Source organism: Lactobacillus johnsonii (assembly GCF_014058685.1).
Taxonomy (GTDB): Bacteria; Bacillota; Bacilli; order Lactobacillales; family Lactobacillaceae; genus Lactobacillus.
The window spans coordinates 509,692-527,490 of record NZ_CP059055.1 but is presented as its reverse complement, the minus strand read 5'-3'; the positions used below and the strand labels follow the sequence as shown (position 1 = coordinate 527,490).

The following is a 17,799-nucleotide window of genomic DNA, read 5'->3' as shown; positions in this document are numbered from 1 at the left end:
TTAAATTTAACCTAAGAGGATTTTTGGTATAACTATACTTTATTTAGTAGAACGAGATTGCTTTAAAGTATATGGCAAGATAACATGAGCTTCATCTAGTTCTTCGTCACTCATTAATTTAGTTAACATTCTCATTGCAACAGCACCGATATCATAAAGCGGTTGTTGAACAGTGGTTAATTGTGGACGAACAATTTTAGCCACATTAGTTGAAGCTGCAGAGATAATTTCTAAGTCATCTGGAATGGATACGCCCGCCTCAACTGCTGCATTAATAATACCTGCTGCAGTTACATCACGAGTAGCAATAATTCCATCTACTTTATCTGCTTTAATTTGTTCAAATAATTCATAGCCATCTTCGTAAGTTCTAGCATCCTCATAGATATGAACATTATCTAAATTATGTTCTTCCATAAAATCTTTATAAGCTACAAAGCGATTGTCCTTATTAACATAAGCTTTTCCATCGCCAACAACTAAAGCAAGGTTTTTCTTACCATTCTTTAATAATAAGCCTAAAGCTTCTTTTTCAGCTGCCTTATAATCAATTGTTACACTAGGAAAATTTTGATTTGCATCAGCAGTACCTGCCAACACAACTGGTGTATTAGTGCGCTTAAAAATCTCTTGTGCACTTTCACTCATCAAGTTTGACATGTAAATTACACCATCAACTTGCTTATTAAGTAAGTTTTGAATTACTTGATCTTCATTTAACAAAGTATTACCGACACTAGAAAGTAAAATATTGTACTTATACATAGTAGCAATATCGTCAATTCCTTTAGATAATTCTGCAAAATGCATATTCGTTAAATCGGGAACAATCAAACCAACTGTCGTAGTTCTCTTTGAAGCTAATCCTTGGGCTACAGCATTAGGTTGGTAATGCAAACGATCAATGACAGCTAATACCTTTTCACGTGTTTCTTTACGTACATTATTATTTCCATTTACTACTCTTGAAACAGTAGCCATAGAAACTTTTGCTTCACGAGCAACATCATAAATAGTTACTTCTTGTTTTTGCATAAATTTCTCACACTCCTGTAAAAACACTCTTTTATAACTTATCAAGAATATCAAGACATTGCAACCGTTTACGACTAAAAACTAATTATTTTACCATATTATATGATATACTCCCAGTATATGTTAAAAAAGGAGTTAAAATTATGAACTTAGATAAGTTACAAAATTGGTTAATTTCAACCAATAATGATGTTGCCTACATCTCTGATCCAATTAGTATTAATTACTTTACTCGCTATAGCATGGATCCTCATGAAAGAATTTTTGCTTTACTTGCTTTTAAAGATAAGTCAGCCTTTATTTTTGCACCTGAGTTAAATGTTGAAGAAGCTAAAAATTCGGCTTGGGATGGAGATGTTTATGGCTACCTAGATCACGAAAATCCATGGTCAAAAATCGCTGACTTGGTAAATCAGCGTATTGGTACTCCAAATAATATTGCTATTGAAAAAGCCCATCTTTCAGTTGATCGCTTAGAAGCATTAAGAATCGCCTTTCCTGATTCTTCATTTACAAATAATGTATCCCCATTTGTTGCTGAAGCACGCTTACGTAAAACACCAGAGGAAGTTGAACAATTAAAGGCTGCTGGTGCAGAAGCAGACTTTGCTTTTCAAATTGGCTTTAATGCCCTTAAAAATGGTGTAACTGAACGCTACGTTGCTGGTCAAATTGATTACCAGTTAAAACTTCAAAAAGGTGTAATGCACACTAGTTTTGAAACAATCGTTCAAGCTGGTAAAAATGCTGCTAACCCTCATCTTGGTCCAACCATGAACAAAATTGAACCAAATGAATTAGTTCTTTTTGACCTTGGAACAATGCATAATGGCTATGCTTCTGACTCAAGTAGAACTGTTGCTTACGGAGAACCAACTGCTAAAGAAAAAGAAATCTACGAAGTTGACCGTGAAGCCCAACAAGCAGCGATTGAAGCCGCAAAGCCTGGTATTACAGCTAGCGAACTTGATGCTGTTGCTAGAGATATCATAACTAAAGCAGGCTATGGTGAATACTTCATCCACCGTCTTGGTCATGGTATCGGGATGAACGTTCATGAATTTCCACAAATTATGGAAGGAAATGATGTTGTTCTTGAAGAAGGCATGTGTTTCTCAATTGAGCCAGGTATTTATATTCCTAACGTAGCTGGTGTTAGAATCGAAGACTGTGGTGTTGTAACAAAGAATGGTTTTGAGACTTTTACTAAAACAAGTAAAGAATTGAAATACATTCCCGTTAAAGACTAATTTATACTAAATTAACTGGTGATAGTTTATCTCTATCACCAGTTTTTTTATACAAAAAAAGAACCAAGTGAAAACTTGATTCTTTAATATTAATTAATTTTTTTCAGCGTTATTTAGATCACTAACAGCTTCTTTGTCAGATTTTTCATCTTCACCAAGATCTTTGTTAGTATCATCAATTACGATATCATCAAAATCTTTCAATTCTGAATCATCTTCAACTGATTTAGGGAATGATGCTAATTGGTTCTTAATTGCTTCAGTTCCCTTATCATATTTCTCTTTTAAGTCTTGTAACTTTTCGTTTTCAGCTAGCTTTTTCTTTACATCATCAGTTGTTTCTTCTGGTAATAATAATGAGCCAGCAATCAAGCCAACACCTAAACCGACAACGCTACCTAATAAAAATCCACCTAATTTACGCATAATTGTTCTCCTTTAATAAATATTAGTCTTCCCCACGACGACGCTTACGTCTTGCGAACATTCGACTAACTAGAGATGAAAAGATGCCAATTCCAGCTCCTCTAATACCCATACCAGAGAAGCGCTCAATCATTCTTCTTGATGAAGAATTAATATCTGACACGCTTTCACCTAAATCTGCAGCTGCCTTCACAACTGGTTCTAATTCGGTTACTTTACCATTTACATCGGCTAGAAGAGCATTACTTTTTTCTAATAAATCTTCACTTTGTTTCATCAATACTGCAGTTTGCTTAGTTAAGTCATCAACTGCTATATTAACGCTATCCATAGTTGAGTCAACTTTCTTCATTGTCTTAGTTGCTCTAACAATTAAAGGCAAAGTAAATAAGACTAAGATTAAAAAGGCTACTGCTGCAATCAAGCCAGCTAATGCACCATATGAAATTGACATAATCTATCCTCCATTAATTATTCCTCTCATAAAAAGTCTAGCATTATTCCTCCCCTCAAGCAATGAAATAGTACCTTACTTTTTGATATACTATCTAAAGAAATCGCTAAGGAGATGATGTTTTGAACTGGTCAACGATTTTAAAAGGAACATCTACAACTAAAAAAAATAGTAATGTTGATTCTCTAATTGATTGGAATAGTGTACTTCATACACTCTTAAGTCGTGGTACTCAAATTCTAATTACAACTGGAATCTTTTTCTTGATTTGGCGTATAGGTAAACGCTTATTAACTCGCTACTTACTGAAAAATCCAAAGTTTCAAGAACACATGACTGGTCGAAAAAGAACCTTAGCTCAACTTGGTGTTGCTCTTTTTCAATATACAATTCTTTTGTTTTATTTATACAGTCTTTTAACACTTCTAGGTATTCCAGTTGGCACTCTTATCGCTAGTGTGGGACTTGTTTCTCTTGCTTTAGGAATGGGAGCACAAGGCCTAGTAAGTGACGTAATAACGGGAATAAATATTCTCAGTGAGGGCGAATATAACATTGGTGATACTGTCAAGATTGGAACCTATACTGGAACTGTTCTTTCTTTTACTTTACGTAATACTCGTCTTAAAACTACCAATGGGGCAGTTATCTATATTCCCAATCGCAATATTACTATTGTAGAAAATTTAACTCATGGTTCACATTCTGGATGGAGTATGAACATTAATTTGAATTTATCTGTTGATAACGATCTTACAACCGTTAACCATGCAATTAACACAGTAAATGCAGCACTCAAAGATAAATTTAAAAATCAAATTAAAAAGGGCCCACAAATTATTGGCATTATCAATCAAACTGGTTCAAGTATTACTTACCAGATTCATTTTCAAGTAGTGGCTAACAGTCAAAGCCAGGTAAAAAATGCTTATCTGAGCGCTTATATCAAAGAGTTCAATCAACAAGATATAAAATTTAGTTCCCTACCTACAAAACAAGAAAATACTACTACTTCTTAAAAGATTAAGTAGTTAGACCTTTGTCTAATCCTACTTAATCTTTTTTTATTGCAAAACTCGCACTACCTCACGAGCAATCATTAATTCTTCGTTAGTAGGAACAATCATTGCTTTTACTTTTGAATTAGGTTTAGAAATAAACTTTTCTCCATCTGTCCGATTAGCTTTAAAATCAGGATCTAGTCCTAAATATTTTAATGATGCCATCACTCCGGCTCTAATGCCAGGATCATGTTCTCCAATTCCAGCAGTAAATATAATTGCATCAACACCATTTAATTCAGCTGCATATGCACCAACATACCTAACTACACGATTAATAAATATCTTTCGAGCTAGCGTTGCACGTTTATCTTTGCTCTCAATTAAATCTCTCATATCTGAAGATACACCTGAAATCCCCAATAATCCTGATTTATAGTTCAAAACTTTAACAGCTTCATCGATATTCATTCCAGTTTTATGCATTAAACGTTGTAAGGCAGCTGGGTCAAAGTTACCACTTCTAGTTCCCATTGTTACCCCAGTAAGTGGACTAATTCCCATTGAAGTATCATAAGATTTTTCATTTTTTACTGCGGTAACAGAAGCCCCAGATCCTAAATGACAAACAATCAAATTAACTAAGTTAGGATTCTTATTAAGCATTTTTGCCGCACGTTGTGCCACATAGGAAATTGAAATTCCGTGCGCACCATACTTTCTAATACCGTATTTTTGATAATACTCATAAGGAATGGAGTAAAGATAGTGAATCTGATCTAAAGTTTGATGATATGAAGTATCAAAAACTGCTACTTGAGGTACATTAGGGATAATTCTCATAAATGCCTTAATACCATTTGCTTCTGGAATATTATGCAACGGTGCCAGTTCTCCAAGATCAAATATTTCTTGTAATTCCTTTTCTTTAACATGGACTGATTCTTTGAAAATTTCTCCTCCATTTACTACTCTATGACCAACACCACTAATTTCTCGCAAATCTTCAACTACGTGAAATTTTTTTAAATCTTCAATTAATAATTTAACTGCCTCTTCTTGGTTATGAATAGGCAGATTTTTTATATATTCTTGACCATTACTCAACTTAATTTTAAAGACAGCATTTTCTTTTCCTACTCTATCGGCCATTCCCGAAGCAATTACTTTCTCATTAGGGAAAGAAAATAACTTATATTTGAAAGACGAACTTCCAGAATTAATTGCCAGAACTTTTTTCATATGCTATAACCTCGAAATCTACTTAAACTTATATAACTATTCTTTCATTCTAAGTATAGCGCTTTCATAAACAAAAGTTATTATCCATATGTTAAATAATAAAAAAGAAGCAAGCTAACTTAGCTTGCTTCTTTCGTTACTCTTTTACCTTTAATTTTTCAGTAACCAAGTATTACTATTTATCCTTTTTCTTTCTCCGATCACTTAAACCGAATAAACCTAAGCCTACTGCTAACATACCTAAAGCTGTAAAAATTGGATTTTCAGAATGTGCCCCAGTTTGTGGAAGCATATGTCTGCTTTCAAAGTGCTTTTCACCATAAGTTTGTGATGAAGCCTTTGTGCCCTTTCTTGTGGCTTTTTGATTAATAACAACGTGGTCAACATGGTTAGTATTTATTAATTTTTCTCCATGAGACTTAACAACTTTATTATCTTTTGAAGATAAATTATTTTTATCAGTATGAGCATCAGGAGTATTTGGTGTTACAGAAGGTTTCTGTTTGTTCTCAGAGTTAGGAATAGGATGCTTACTTTCTGATTTTAGATTAATGGTTATCATACCATTTTCAATGGTAATTTGTGTTGGTAATGATTGGCCATTCCTTAAACTGTAACCCTTAGGAACCGATAGGCTAACAGAAATAACCTCACCGAATTTTCCAGTGTAGATTTTACTCTCAACTAATTTACCTTTTTCATCAACAAAATGAATTGTTTGAGTTGCAGTTACTGCAGGACGATTAATCGGAATATAAGTAACTTCTAGCTGAGTATTAGGTGTATCCGGCGTAACCTTTTCTTGGTTTACATTCATAACCGTGTATCCTGAAATACTCATTGGTTCATAAGCTTCCCAGAGAGCTTCATGATCATCAGAATTACTTAATTTCCATGCACTATAGGTTATTTCGCCTGTTACTTCATTGAATGTAGCAGATCTAGTAAAGATTACCTTTTGGATAATGTTTTCTCTGCTACCATCTGGTTTTATAAGGATGATAGCACGAGTTGGAGCCACTTCAAGTTTTTCCATTTCAGGGTAGTTCTTACTTGGATTGCCAGGTACTTTTCCATTTGGAATATCTTTTTCAGGTGTTTCCGGAGTAACAATAATAGTTGAATTCTCAACCTTAATTACTACAGTTGGAATTCCCTCTCCCGTAGCAGTAACAGTCTTTGGAATTTCTTGACCTGGAACTAATTCCCAGCCTGCTGGAATTTCTGAGTTAACTGTTACTGTTTCACCAGTCTTACCGCTAAGTGGAGTAGTGCTAATTTCCTTACCTGCTTCGTCTTGGTAAGAAATTATTCCACTTTGTTCATTAGCTGTGTAAGTAATATTGATAGTCTCATCTGGTTGACCGTCTTTAACTTCGACAGCTGGAACTACTTTCTCACTTGCAGTGTAGCCTTTGATCTCAGCTGGACTAAATTCTTTCCAACTTCCAGTTGACCATTCTCCATATGTTACTGCACCAGTTACATTATCGTAACTTGCATTACGGTAAAGCTTTGCGGTTTGAACTTCTGTATTCTTAGTTCCATCTGGATTAGTTACATTGATTGTACGAGTAATTGTTTGGTTCAAGTCACTTGCGTGAGCACCATTAATTACTTCACCTGTTACAGTCTTTGCACCATCAGGAACCGGATTATTATGATCAACATTGGTTATTCCATGTTCAATCTTAATTACTACAGTTGGAATTCCCTCTCCTGTAGCAGTGACAGTCTTTGGAATTTCTTGACCTGGAACTAATTCCCAGCCTGCTGGAATTTCTGGGTTAACTGTTACTGTTTCACCAGTCTTACCGCTAAGTGGAGTAGTGCTAATTTCTTTACCTGCTTCGTCTTGGTAAGAAATTATTCCACTTTGTTCATTAGCTGTGTAAGTAATATCAACTGTGACATTCTTTTGACCGTCTTTAACTTCGACAGCTGGAACTACTTTTTCACTTGCACTGTAACCTTCGATCTCTGCTGGACTAAATTCTTTCCAGCTTCCAGTTGACCATTCTCCATAAGTTACTTCACCAGTCACATTATCGTAACTTGCATCACGATAAATCTTTGCGGTCTGAACTTCTGTACTCTTAGTTCCATCTGGGTTAGTTACATTGATTGTACGAGTAATTGTTTGGTTCAAGTCACTTGCGTGAGCACCATCAATTACTTCACCTGTTACAGTCTTTGCACCATCAGGAACCGGATTATTATGATCTACATTAGTTGTTCCATGTTTAATCTTAATTATAGTAGTTCCATTATTAATGGTAATTTCAGTTGGTACATCACTTGGATCACTTGCTACCCAACCTACTGGAATTTCAGGAGTAAATGGTAGTTTAGTTCCCTTAATGTGACCGCTAATATTAGTTGAACCAATTACATTATTATCAGCATCCACATAGTTAATAGTTTGGCTACTATTTTCCAAAGTAAATGTCGCTGTTGAACTGAAGTCAATATTGTAATTTGGATTTTCTTGACGAATCTTATTGATTGCATCCCCACTAAGCTCAACGTCATAAGTTCCAGCTTCAGTTAATTGAGCCGGATGACCATCTTTACTGAAGACAAAATCACTTGCTGTTAACCCAGTAATAGTTTGTTGCTGTCCGTTTAACGTTAAAACAACTGAGTAGTTATGAGGATCAAGTTCTAAGTCTTGAGTAGTTTGAGAACCACTTATAGTTGCACTAGCCTTAGCTGGAACAATTACTAGCACTCCCTGACTGTCATCATAACTGTAGTTGTAATTACTATCAGCTGCCTTGATTGAATCGATTCCAGCTTGGCTTAACTCAACTTTGTAAGTACCAACATTTATTGGATTACCGATAACTTGAATATCTTTGTCAGTCAATTGGTAAGTTTGACCGTTAGAAAGTTTAACTTCAAATTTATCAGGATCTACTGCTATGACACTTCCTGTATAAGAAGTTTCTTGATTACCATTAAAACCAATAGTTGCATTCGCCTTACTAATTGTGACACTAGCTAAACCCTTGAAGTTCCAAATGTAATTACTATTATTAGCAATCTTACTTTGACTAGAATCTTTGAGTTTCAAGTAGTAAGTACCTACATTTACAGGATCAGTAATTACCTTACCAGTTTCATCAACCCATTCATAGTCGTCAGCAGTTAAAGTTGGTGCAGTAAGCTTTACATCATTGTTCGTAGCAATAGTGTTAGTAATCTTATCAACATTAATCTCAGGAGTTTGGCCGTTGTAAACTACATCATATGAACCTGAAGTTATTACATCAGCATTAGCTTTTTCAATTGTAAAGTCTACCGCATCATTATTATAAGTATAGTTATAATGGTTGCTTTCAATATTTCGAATTTGATCTAAGGCTATCTTGGTTAATCTTACTTTGTAAGTACCTGCATCAGTTGGTGCAGGAATTTGATTGCCTTGATCATTCACGAATTCAAGATCTTCAGGTTTTAAGACATAAGTTTGGCCATTTGATAACTTCACATTAATGCCGTTAACAACTCCAGCAGTAGCTGGAATTACTACTGAATTTCCTGTGTAAATTGTTGAAGCTGAACCATCAAGAGTAACGTTTGCAGTAGCCTTTTCAATATGATAATTACCTTCACCTTGGTAATTCCAAGTATAGTTGGTATTTTCAGCAATCGCATTTTGAACTTTTTGCCAGCCAGCTTCGGTTAAACGAACTTGATAAGTTCCAACTTCGCTTGGTGCAGAAATCACTTTTCCATTTTGTGAGAATTCGTAATCACTTGCAGTCAATTGCAAAGTACTTGGCAAAACGATGGTCTTTTCATTCGGATTATCAGTAGTGATTTCTGGAATAAAGTTAGCGGGATCAATTGTTGCCGGATTACCAGTCCAAGTAACAGTTTGATCGCTAGTATTTGGCAAAGTAATCACAGCATTAGCTTGAGTAATAACATAAGTATACTCACCGCTAATTGCACCAGTGGCAAAACTGTAGTTAGGGTTAGCTACCTGAATTTTAGCAATTGAACTATCCTTAAGCTTCAAGTAGTAAGTACCAGCATTAGTTGGTAAACCGGCCATTTCAGTGTATGTACCGTCTGCATTCTTGGTATACCAAGCATAATCAGCGTCGCTTAGCTTAGAAAGATCTAAGCTTTGGCCATCAACTATCCCACTTGGCGTCCAAGTAATTGAATTAAGAACATCACTAACCGTAGTTTCTTGACCATTGTAAACCTTATTACCATTTCCATCTAAAGTATCAGTAGCTGCTTTTTGATTAATTGTGTACTTAATCGTTCCACTTGCGGTATTAAAACTGTAGTTAGGATTATCCTTTTGTAATGCTTGCAAAGCAGAAGGTTTCAAACGAGCTTCATAAGTGCCAGCATCAGCTGGAATCGCATCTAGCTTCTTACCTTGGGCATCATACCAATCAAAATCACTGGCAGTAATGTCTTTCATTGATAATGGACTATCAGTAACAAGATTAGTAGCGCTAATCGTTAAGTCATTTACATCTAAACTAGCAGCCTGACCATCGTAAGTCTTTTCTTGATCCTTGCCCGAGATGGTGACATCAGTAATTGACTTAGGAACGATTTCAAAAGTAGCTGAACCAGTTAAGCTATCCGCACTAATTTTTGCATTTCCTGAACCAGCATATTGGTCAATTGCAGCTTGCAAATGAGCCAAACCAGCTTGGGTCAACTTAATAGTGTAAGTACCTACATTAGTTGGAGCAGCTCCATCATTCCAAATATAATCACCATCTTGCAAGTGGTAAATGCTATTTTCAGTGCTACCAGGGAAATTCAAGTTAACAACGATGTTACCACCATTGTTAATTTCAGCCGTAGTTACTGGCGAGCCATTAAATATCATTTGGTTAGAACCTGACAAGCTTGCACTAGCATCAGTAGCTGAATTAATCGTGTAAGTTGCCTGGGTGTTAAATATCCACTTGTAGTTATCGCCATTGTTGCCAGTTAAATTCTTCAACTTAGCTTGACCGGCTGGTGATAATTCAACTGTATAAGTTCCAGCATTAATAGGATCACCATTAGCAAACTGCAAATCATCACTAGTTAACTTAATTGTTTGTGGGCTACCGTCTGGAGCATAAACAGGGGCTGAATAAGTTAAATTATATTTACCAATATTCAAATCAGCTGGTACAGTAGTTTTTCCATCATAGATCTTACTATCACTACCATCTAAGCTGATCGTGACTTCGCCTTGGTTCACATTAAAGGTGCCATAAGTAGTTACATCGCTTGCGGCCTGTGGATAAGCATAGTTAGTACCCAGTGCCTGCTTGATATTATCCAGACCTTGAGCTGATAGAACAACTTGATAACTACCAACATCTCCTGGTGTTTGACTAAAAATCAAATCTCCATCTTTAGCTTGGTAGTTTAAAGTAGTACCATTTTCGGTCATCACAGTTAAGGTATAACCTTGAGGATTCTCCTTAATAGCCTTTAACCAATCATTGGAGCTATAAGTTACGTTTTGCTCATTACCACCAACGGTAATTGTCACTGGCATCTGGTCAACAAAGAAGTTTGCTCGTGCTTCAGAAGCTTGAGTCCAATTATAATTAGTTGAACCAGTTAAAGCTTGGAGCTTCTTCAATCCTTGAGCAGATAATTTAACTTCATAAGTGCCAACATTACCTGGAGTAGTTACAAACTCTAAATCGCCTGTTTCAAGCTTCAAATCTGTATAAATTGGCTCATGTTCATTGTCAGTTGTTTCATTCTTGACAGGTGCAGTAATAGTTATACTGTAACCATTATCGCTACCATATTGAATCGTCGAATTTTCACCATATTTAATGTGCTCTGCGCCATTAATCGTAACCGTAGTATCAGCCGGTGTAATTACATATGTAGCTGGTTCATGTCTAGCATCAATAGGATCTGAATCAGACGACCCACTTCTAGCAGTGCCATTATTCCCGCTAACAGCATCCCAATCATAGTCTGGAAAAGCTGCTTGGAGTCTTTGCAGTAGTTGATCAGTAATCTTAACTTGGTAAGAGCCAACATTGACTGGCATTTGACCATTAGTAAAGCCATTAATATAGACATCCCCAGACTTCAACCCACCAATTGCTTGAATAATTTCAGCATCAGTTGGCACAGGAACACTGCTATTCCAATTAGTTAGTTCAATGTGGTAGACGCTTGGATCGAGAGCTAAATCAGTCCCGTAAGTGGTAGTTTGATTACCGCTTAAAGTAACTTGAGCCTTGCGAGCATAGATTAAGAAATTACCAGTAGTTTCACTTAAACTAATGTCATAATTACTTGCACCTGTTAAGGCCTTAATTTTATTAAGCACAGCATTAGTTAGACGAACATAATAAGTTGGATTGCCTACTTTATCGTTTTCTTGCGCATTAGCATGGCTGACTGGATCACCAGCACTATCAACCACTTCTAAATCTTCTGGGGTTAAAGTGAAGCTTCCCAATCCAATTGGCTCATCATTTGAGTTACCCCACACTAATTTAATATCACCATTATCAAGCTGTGTTTGGGTAATGGCTGCATTTTGACCATTATAAACTTGTGATGCAGTTCCACTTACGCCGATAATCAAGCTTGCTGGATAAATGTGGTAAGTAATGCGCCCTGAAATCGTACTATTTCCATCCTTAACAAATGTGTAGTTAGGGTTAGCATTCGCAAAAGCGGACTTACCTTTTTCATTCAATTGGAGGTAGTAGTAACCTGCATCAGTTGGTGCAGAAATTGGGTTGCCATCTTGATCGACCCATTCAAAGTCATCAGCAGTTAAATCTGGAATAGTCAAACCTTGAACATTATTGAAGCCAAAGTTCTTCTTGGTTTCTTCATTATTTGGATCGAAGCTGACTGCGTGACCATTGTATTCACTCTTTTCGTTACCATCTAACTGAACGTCTGGTGACACGGCTTGTGTAATTTGGAAAGTGGCACTCCCTGTATTGTCCTTAGACAAGATAACATTACCTTTACCAACTGCTTCATCAATTGCAGCTTGAATTTTATCAAGACCTGCGCTAGAAAGAGTCAGAGTATAGGACCCTGCATTAACAGGGGCTTTACCATCTGGAGTATTCCAAGTATAGTCTCCATCTGCAAGAGTAAAACTAGTTGGTAAGTTAACAATATTATTACCACTAATAGCTACCTCGATGGTTGAACCATCAGTATACAAATCAGCTGTCGTTACTGAGCTGCCATTGTAAACCATCGAATTGTGACCGCTAAGTTCAGTATTAGCGCTAGCAGGAGTAATGGTGTAAGTACCAGTTCCACTAGATGCGGTGGCAGACCAAGTTACATTATCACTATTAATCTCTTTGATATGATTCCAACCGTCTTGTGATAAGCGAACTTCATATTTTCCAACATTAACTGGAACAGCAGTAGTCCAAGTCCCATCAACATTAAATTCAATATCACCAGCAACTAAGTTATAAGTTGGATTATTTGGTTCATTCAGCTTAATTGAGAAGCCGTTTAAGTAATCACTATTAGGGCTACCAGTATAAGTGTACGAAGGATTGCCACTAAATTCTGCAGATGCTTGGACCTTATTAATAACTAAAGTACCGAAACTCGTCCCTTGGCTAATCTTGTAATTATCACCAACCGCTTGTTGAATCTTCGCAACACCAGTATCAGTTAAGACAATATGATAAACACCACCAGCATTTGTTGCAATGATAGGCTTACCGCTGACATCAACAATTTGGAAATCACCAGAATCTAACTGTACATTGCTTAAGCTAGCGGTTGCTCCATCTTTAGAGCTAATACTTACTTGAACGCTGTTAGTGCCATTCGCGTTGTATTTAACGCTAATTTCTTGACCGGTGTAAGTTTCTGTTTGGGTTCCATCGACACTTACAGTATTTTCAGCAACATTAATTGTATAACTTGCACTTCCAGTAAAGGCATTATCAGAAAATACTACATTCGGTGTGTTATTTTGACCAGAACCTGCTAAACCAAGAATATATTTTTCAAGGTTGGAAATACCATCAGGTGTCAAAGTAATCGTATATGACCCAGCATTAGTTGGTGCAGAGCCACTACTCCACTTGTAGTCACCATCTTTAAGAATATAGGTCTTGTTAGCATCAGTAACACCTGGGAAGGTTACCGTTACGCCAATTTGACCATTGCTATTTACTTCAGCAGGTGTAGTAGCTTGACCATCGTATGTCCGTGAGTTAGAGCCACTTAATACACCACTTGCCTGAGCTTGCGTAATGGTGTACTCAGCTAATTTATTACTATTAGTCAAAGTAAAGTTAGGATTATCCTTCTGTAGAGTAGATAGTGCAGCGTCCTTAAGTTTTATGTAGTAAGTTCCAACATTTTCAGGATTACTGATCGAATTACCCTGAGCATCTACCCACTCATAACTATCACTGGTGAGGCCAGTCGTATCTAAAACTACTTTGGCATTGTTAAAGTCAACAGTAATTGTTAATTTTGAAGGATCGATACTAGTCGTTGGTTGGGCCTCATAGATCTTAGTATAATTTCCAGATGTCTGGTTGCTTAAAGTGAAAGTAGCTGGTGCCGGATTAATAATATAGGTTGCAGTACTGGTAAAGGTTGAATTACCCTGAGCATCTACCCATTTAATACTGTTATTACCAAATTCTTTTATAACATCCTGCTTACCTTGTTGTGACCAACGTAATTCATAGGTGCCTGCATTAGTTGGCATTTCAGTCGTCCAAGTTTTACCATTATCAGATGAAAATTCAACATCTCCAGCCTGTAAAGTATAGCGGCCTCCTGTTGGCCCTGTAACTTCAGCATAGATTGGATTATCACCGTTTCCATCATTAAGGTCATCAAGAGTGATTGGACTGCCAGTATAAGTTGACTCACTAGTACCTGCCAAAAATGCTGTTGCAGTTGCCGTATAGGTTATATTAATTACAGTCGGAAGGGTATCGATAGTGACAGTTTGAGCTGGAATAGGTCTCCACTTAGGAATATCTAACGTTGTTTCAGTAGTTGTGCCATCAGGATGCGTAACAATTTGTTTAATGACTTTCGTATAATTATTAGGAACCGGTATATTGTTGTAGCGTCCCCACTTACCTGTAGTCCAGCCACTCCCATCAAAGCCATCAAATGTTACTCCACTATCATCAGCATTTACTTTAACAGGTCTAGTAATCGTGGCTGATTGAGTGGTGGTAGATGGTTTGACCATTGCAGACCCGTTTATAGATTTATCGATCCCAATCATGTTAATTACACGGTTAATAGTTTTTTGTGTCAATGATGTAGGTACATAGTAAGTCGTTAATTTACTGGTGATATTATCAACCGTACCAAAGTTCGTAGTTAACTGCCCATTAACTAGAGAATCCGCTTTTTCATAGCCGTCAAGATCAGGAGCAGTGACAGTAATCTTGGAACTACTATCTGTTGGTAAAGTCCAAGCTCCACTAACTACTTGAAGACCATTGGTACCCTTATTTGTATTTAATTTCCAATTACCATAAGTAACTTTACCAGTTACCAAATCTTTAGTAGCTTTGCGAATGTAGTAAACGTCTAAAGTAGCTGAATCAAAAGGTGCGGCTTCGGGTGTACCATTTTCATTAATCTTAACGAAATCAGCCGTCACCGTACGTGTTTCTTGTGCACCTGGGTCCGTATTGGTTACGTCTTGTGTTTTATGAATTAAGTGGACAACAACATTAGCATCAAATAACGAAGGAGCTGCCGTCGCATCCCACTTATAATTTGGTACTGTCCAATTACAACTTGGATCTGTAAACGGCTTCCAGAAATCCCCAGCAATTGTTGCTCCTTCAGGCACCCCAGAGACACTGACGGATTGATAATTGTTTGGATTTATACCTTTTGGAAATGAAAGATAAGTATATGCCCCATTACCAGCATTTGCTATATCAAATTGAGTAATTTCCTTATTTTCCGTATCATCCCAGTAAGTAATCGTAAACTGCATTTGTTGAGTAACAGTAACCTTGGCAGTAGCTGGAGTAGTTACGGCCGTGTATTGCTGACCATTTACAGAAACTGGATAAGTTGCAATAACTTTAACATTATAGGTTCCTACTTGATCCCAATTTGGTTCACTATTATCAGCAAATTCAAATGTAGTACCTGCTGGAAAATCAGCAACATTAGTAACTAAATCTTTAGCTGTTAAAGTCTTCCCTTTATAGGTAGTCTTATCTTGAATCTGAAGATTTTTCTTTTGATCTGCTGGAATAGTAACAACTTGGTATGTAGCATTCGCATAGTTAACTAGATGATTATTGTGACCCGTGACATCATCAACAGGGGCACTTGAAACTCTCTTTAGTACATAGTTATGTTCAGTAACATAATCTTCAAGCTTTTGATCAACCATGTCTTTGTAACTATTAATGGCATCGGTCATGTTACTTGCGCTAGCTGCATCATAAACAACGGGTGCAGAAATAGTAGTAAGTTGGCTACCACTGGCATTATTAATAGTAATATTATGTGTATTACTATTTTTATTGGATAAAAGAGTATAGAGATTACCACTAGCTAAAATGATTGGCTGAGTGAAGCCACCATTGGCAATACCCAAGGTGTTTAACTTATCAGCAGTAAGGGTAGAGTTATTACCGAGATAAACGACTGACTTAGTATTATTTATGACATTCGATGCACTAGTCACCTTACTAAAGTCCCAGTTAGAAAAATCAACATACTGAGCACTTGAATCAGCAAACAAAACTGACATATTGGTAACATTGCTCGTGTTCCAATTAGCAATCGCACTTGCATCAACCAATGATCCTTCATTGGCAAAAGTTGCATTAAGATTGGTTACCTTACTGGTATTCCAGTTTTCTAAACCATGCAGGCTAGTTAGTGATTGGTTAACATTAAATGCCCGATTAAGATCAGTCACATTGCTAGTATCCCAATTAGCTAAGGCACTAATGTCAGTCAAATTAGCATCACTCATAAAAATGACACCCATGTCAGTTGCATGACTTACATTCCAATTTTCTAGACCTTGTAAGTTCGTAAAACTATTATTAGCAAATGCAGTGTTAAGTTTTTGTAAACTATCAGTCTTCCAATTGCTCAAAGGAGAAAGATCTGTAACTTTGGTAACCTGGTTGAAAATCCGAGTCATATTCGTAACTTTTTGAACATCCCAGTTTTTCAAACCAGTTAAACTAGTCAAGCCAGTCGCATTTTGGAATAAAAGGGACATATTAGTTACATTGGAAACATCCCAGTCACTGATTCCAGTCAAAGATGATAGGTTAGAAGCACCTTCAAAAGTACTTTGCATCGAAGTAACGCTACTTGTGTCTAAACTGTTGGCATCTAAATTGGTCAAAGTAGTATTCTTGTTGAAAGTATTGTCTAAATTAGTACTTATAAGCTTAATCTTCTTATCATCAGTCTTACTAAAGGCAATAGTAGCAGCATTTTGCCAGCTTTTAATTAAATCATTAGAGATCGATACTTGAAGATTATTAGTTGATTTTCCAGCTTGCTCAAAGTCAGCTTGATTTGGCACAATAATATGAGTTTGATCACCGGTATAACCAGTTAATTGGTAGTAATCAGTTCCATCAAAGGTTGTATTCTGTCCGGTCCACTTGGACGTATCTAATGTTCCCCAAGTAGCAGAATCATAGCCACCATTTGTAGTAGGTGTGGTGGCGGTTGCTGCTACAGTCTTATTTTCTTTAAGAGCATTAACATTAGCCTTAGCAGCAACGTTACTTATATTAAGTGTAGTAGTATTCTGAGCTGCAGCATTAGCATTATTTTTTTGATTTAAAGAATCTGTTTCACTTTTAGTTTGAGGAATAGAAGAATCAGGCTTTGAAGTTTCAGTTTTTTGAACAATAGAAGGAGTTTCTGCAGACTTGGCAGTTGTACTCTGTTGATTACTATTTTGAGTAGGAACTGTAGTATTCTCTACATCATCCTTCTTAATTTCATCAGACTTTTGGACTGCATTCTTATCTGCAGTCTTTTCTGAATCTGTAATACCTTTTTGAGCTTGATTAGATCCCTCTATCTTAGAATCTTGAACTTGACTAGCATCAATTACTTCATCTTTTTGAGCATCATTTTTATTAGTTTGTGCATTCTGTTCTTGAACATTATTAGGTAAAGTATCTGCATGAACTACTTCATTAGTACCTATTCCTAAAAATAAAGTTGATAAAAGAACAGAACAAGTTCCAATAGTTAACTTTCTTATACTAAATCTTTGTTTTGTATCTAAGTCACGTTTATTGAATAACATGTGGCCTCAATCTCCTTAAAAACTTCCCTTTATCAAAGGTATTTTAACGCTAAAAAAGGCCTAATACCACATTATATATAATAAAATATGTATTTATATAAA

General features: G+C 36.3%; 7 protein-coding genes. 2 read left to right on the top strand and 5 right to left on the bottom strand.

All coding sequences use genetic code 11. The annotated features are described in order from the left end of the window. Positions 1-39: 39 nt before the first annotated feature. The gene (locus tag H0I41_RS02420; RefSeq protein WP_004896821.1) at positions 40-1,035 is read right to left on the bottom strand and encodes a substrate-binding domain-containing protein; all 996 of its coding nucleotides are present in this window, start codon (positions 1,033-1,035) and stop codon (positions 40-42) included. 143 nt (positions 1,036-1,178) lie between these two features. On the opposite strand from H0I41_RS02420, the gene H0I41_RS02415 reads away from it, so the two are divergent. Further along, positions 1,179-2,285, top strand: coding sequence for an aminopeptidase P family protein (locus tag H0I41_RS02415; RefSeq protein ID WP_011161616.1), 1,107 nt, complete (start codon positions 1,179-1,181; stop codon positions 2,283-2,285). Between the two features lie 93 nt (positions 2,286-2,378). Here the strand turns inward: H0I41_RS02415 and H0I41_RS02410 are convergent, their stop codons facing one another. Both H0I41_RS02410 and H0I41_RS02405 read right to left on the bottom strand, forming a co-directional pair. After that, positions 2,379-2,711 carry a YtxH domain-containing protein gene (locus H0I41_RS02410; protein WP_004895661.1) on the bottom strand — a complete coding sequence of 111 codons (333 nt, stop codon included), beginning with the start codon at positions 2,709-2,711 and terminating at the stop codon, positions 2,379-2,381. 22 nt (positions 2,712-2,733) lie between these two features. Further along, positions 2,734-3,165: a DUF948 domain-containing protein gene (locus H0I41_RS02405; RefSeq protein ID WP_004895662.1), complete on the bottom strand. Its 432-nt coding sequence runs from the start codon at positions 3,163-3,165 to the stop codon at positions 2,734-2,736. 122 nt (positions 3,166-3,287) lie between these two features. On the opposite strand from H0I41_RS02405, the gene H0I41_RS02400 reads away from it, so the two are divergent. Then, on the top strand, positions 3,288-4,184 hold the full coding sequence (locus tag H0I41_RS02400; RefSeq protein WP_004896804.1) for a mechanosensitive ion channel family protein: 897 nt from the start codon (positions 3,288-3,290) through the stop codon (positions 4,182-4,184). A 45-nt stretch (positions 4,185-4,229) separates the two neighbouring features. Here H0I41_RS02400 and H0I41_RS02395 read toward each other — a convergent pair whose 3' ends face one another. Next, positions 4,230-5,408 carry an acetate/propionate family kinase gene (locus H0I41_RS02395; RefSeq protein ID WP_162222141.1) on the bottom strand — a complete coding sequence of 393 codons (1,179 nt, stop codon included), beginning with the start codon at positions 5,406-5,408 and terminating at the stop codon, positions 4,230-4,232. 175 nt (positions 5,409-5,583) lie between these two features. Next, the gene (locus H0I41_RS02390) at positions 5,584-17,697 is read right to left on the bottom strand and encodes an MBG domain-containing protein (protein WP_135014540.1); all 12,114 of its coding nucleotides are present in this window, start codon (positions 17,695-17,697) and stop codon (positions 5,584-5,586) included. Between the last annotated feature and the right edge of the window lie 102 nt (positions 17,698-17,799).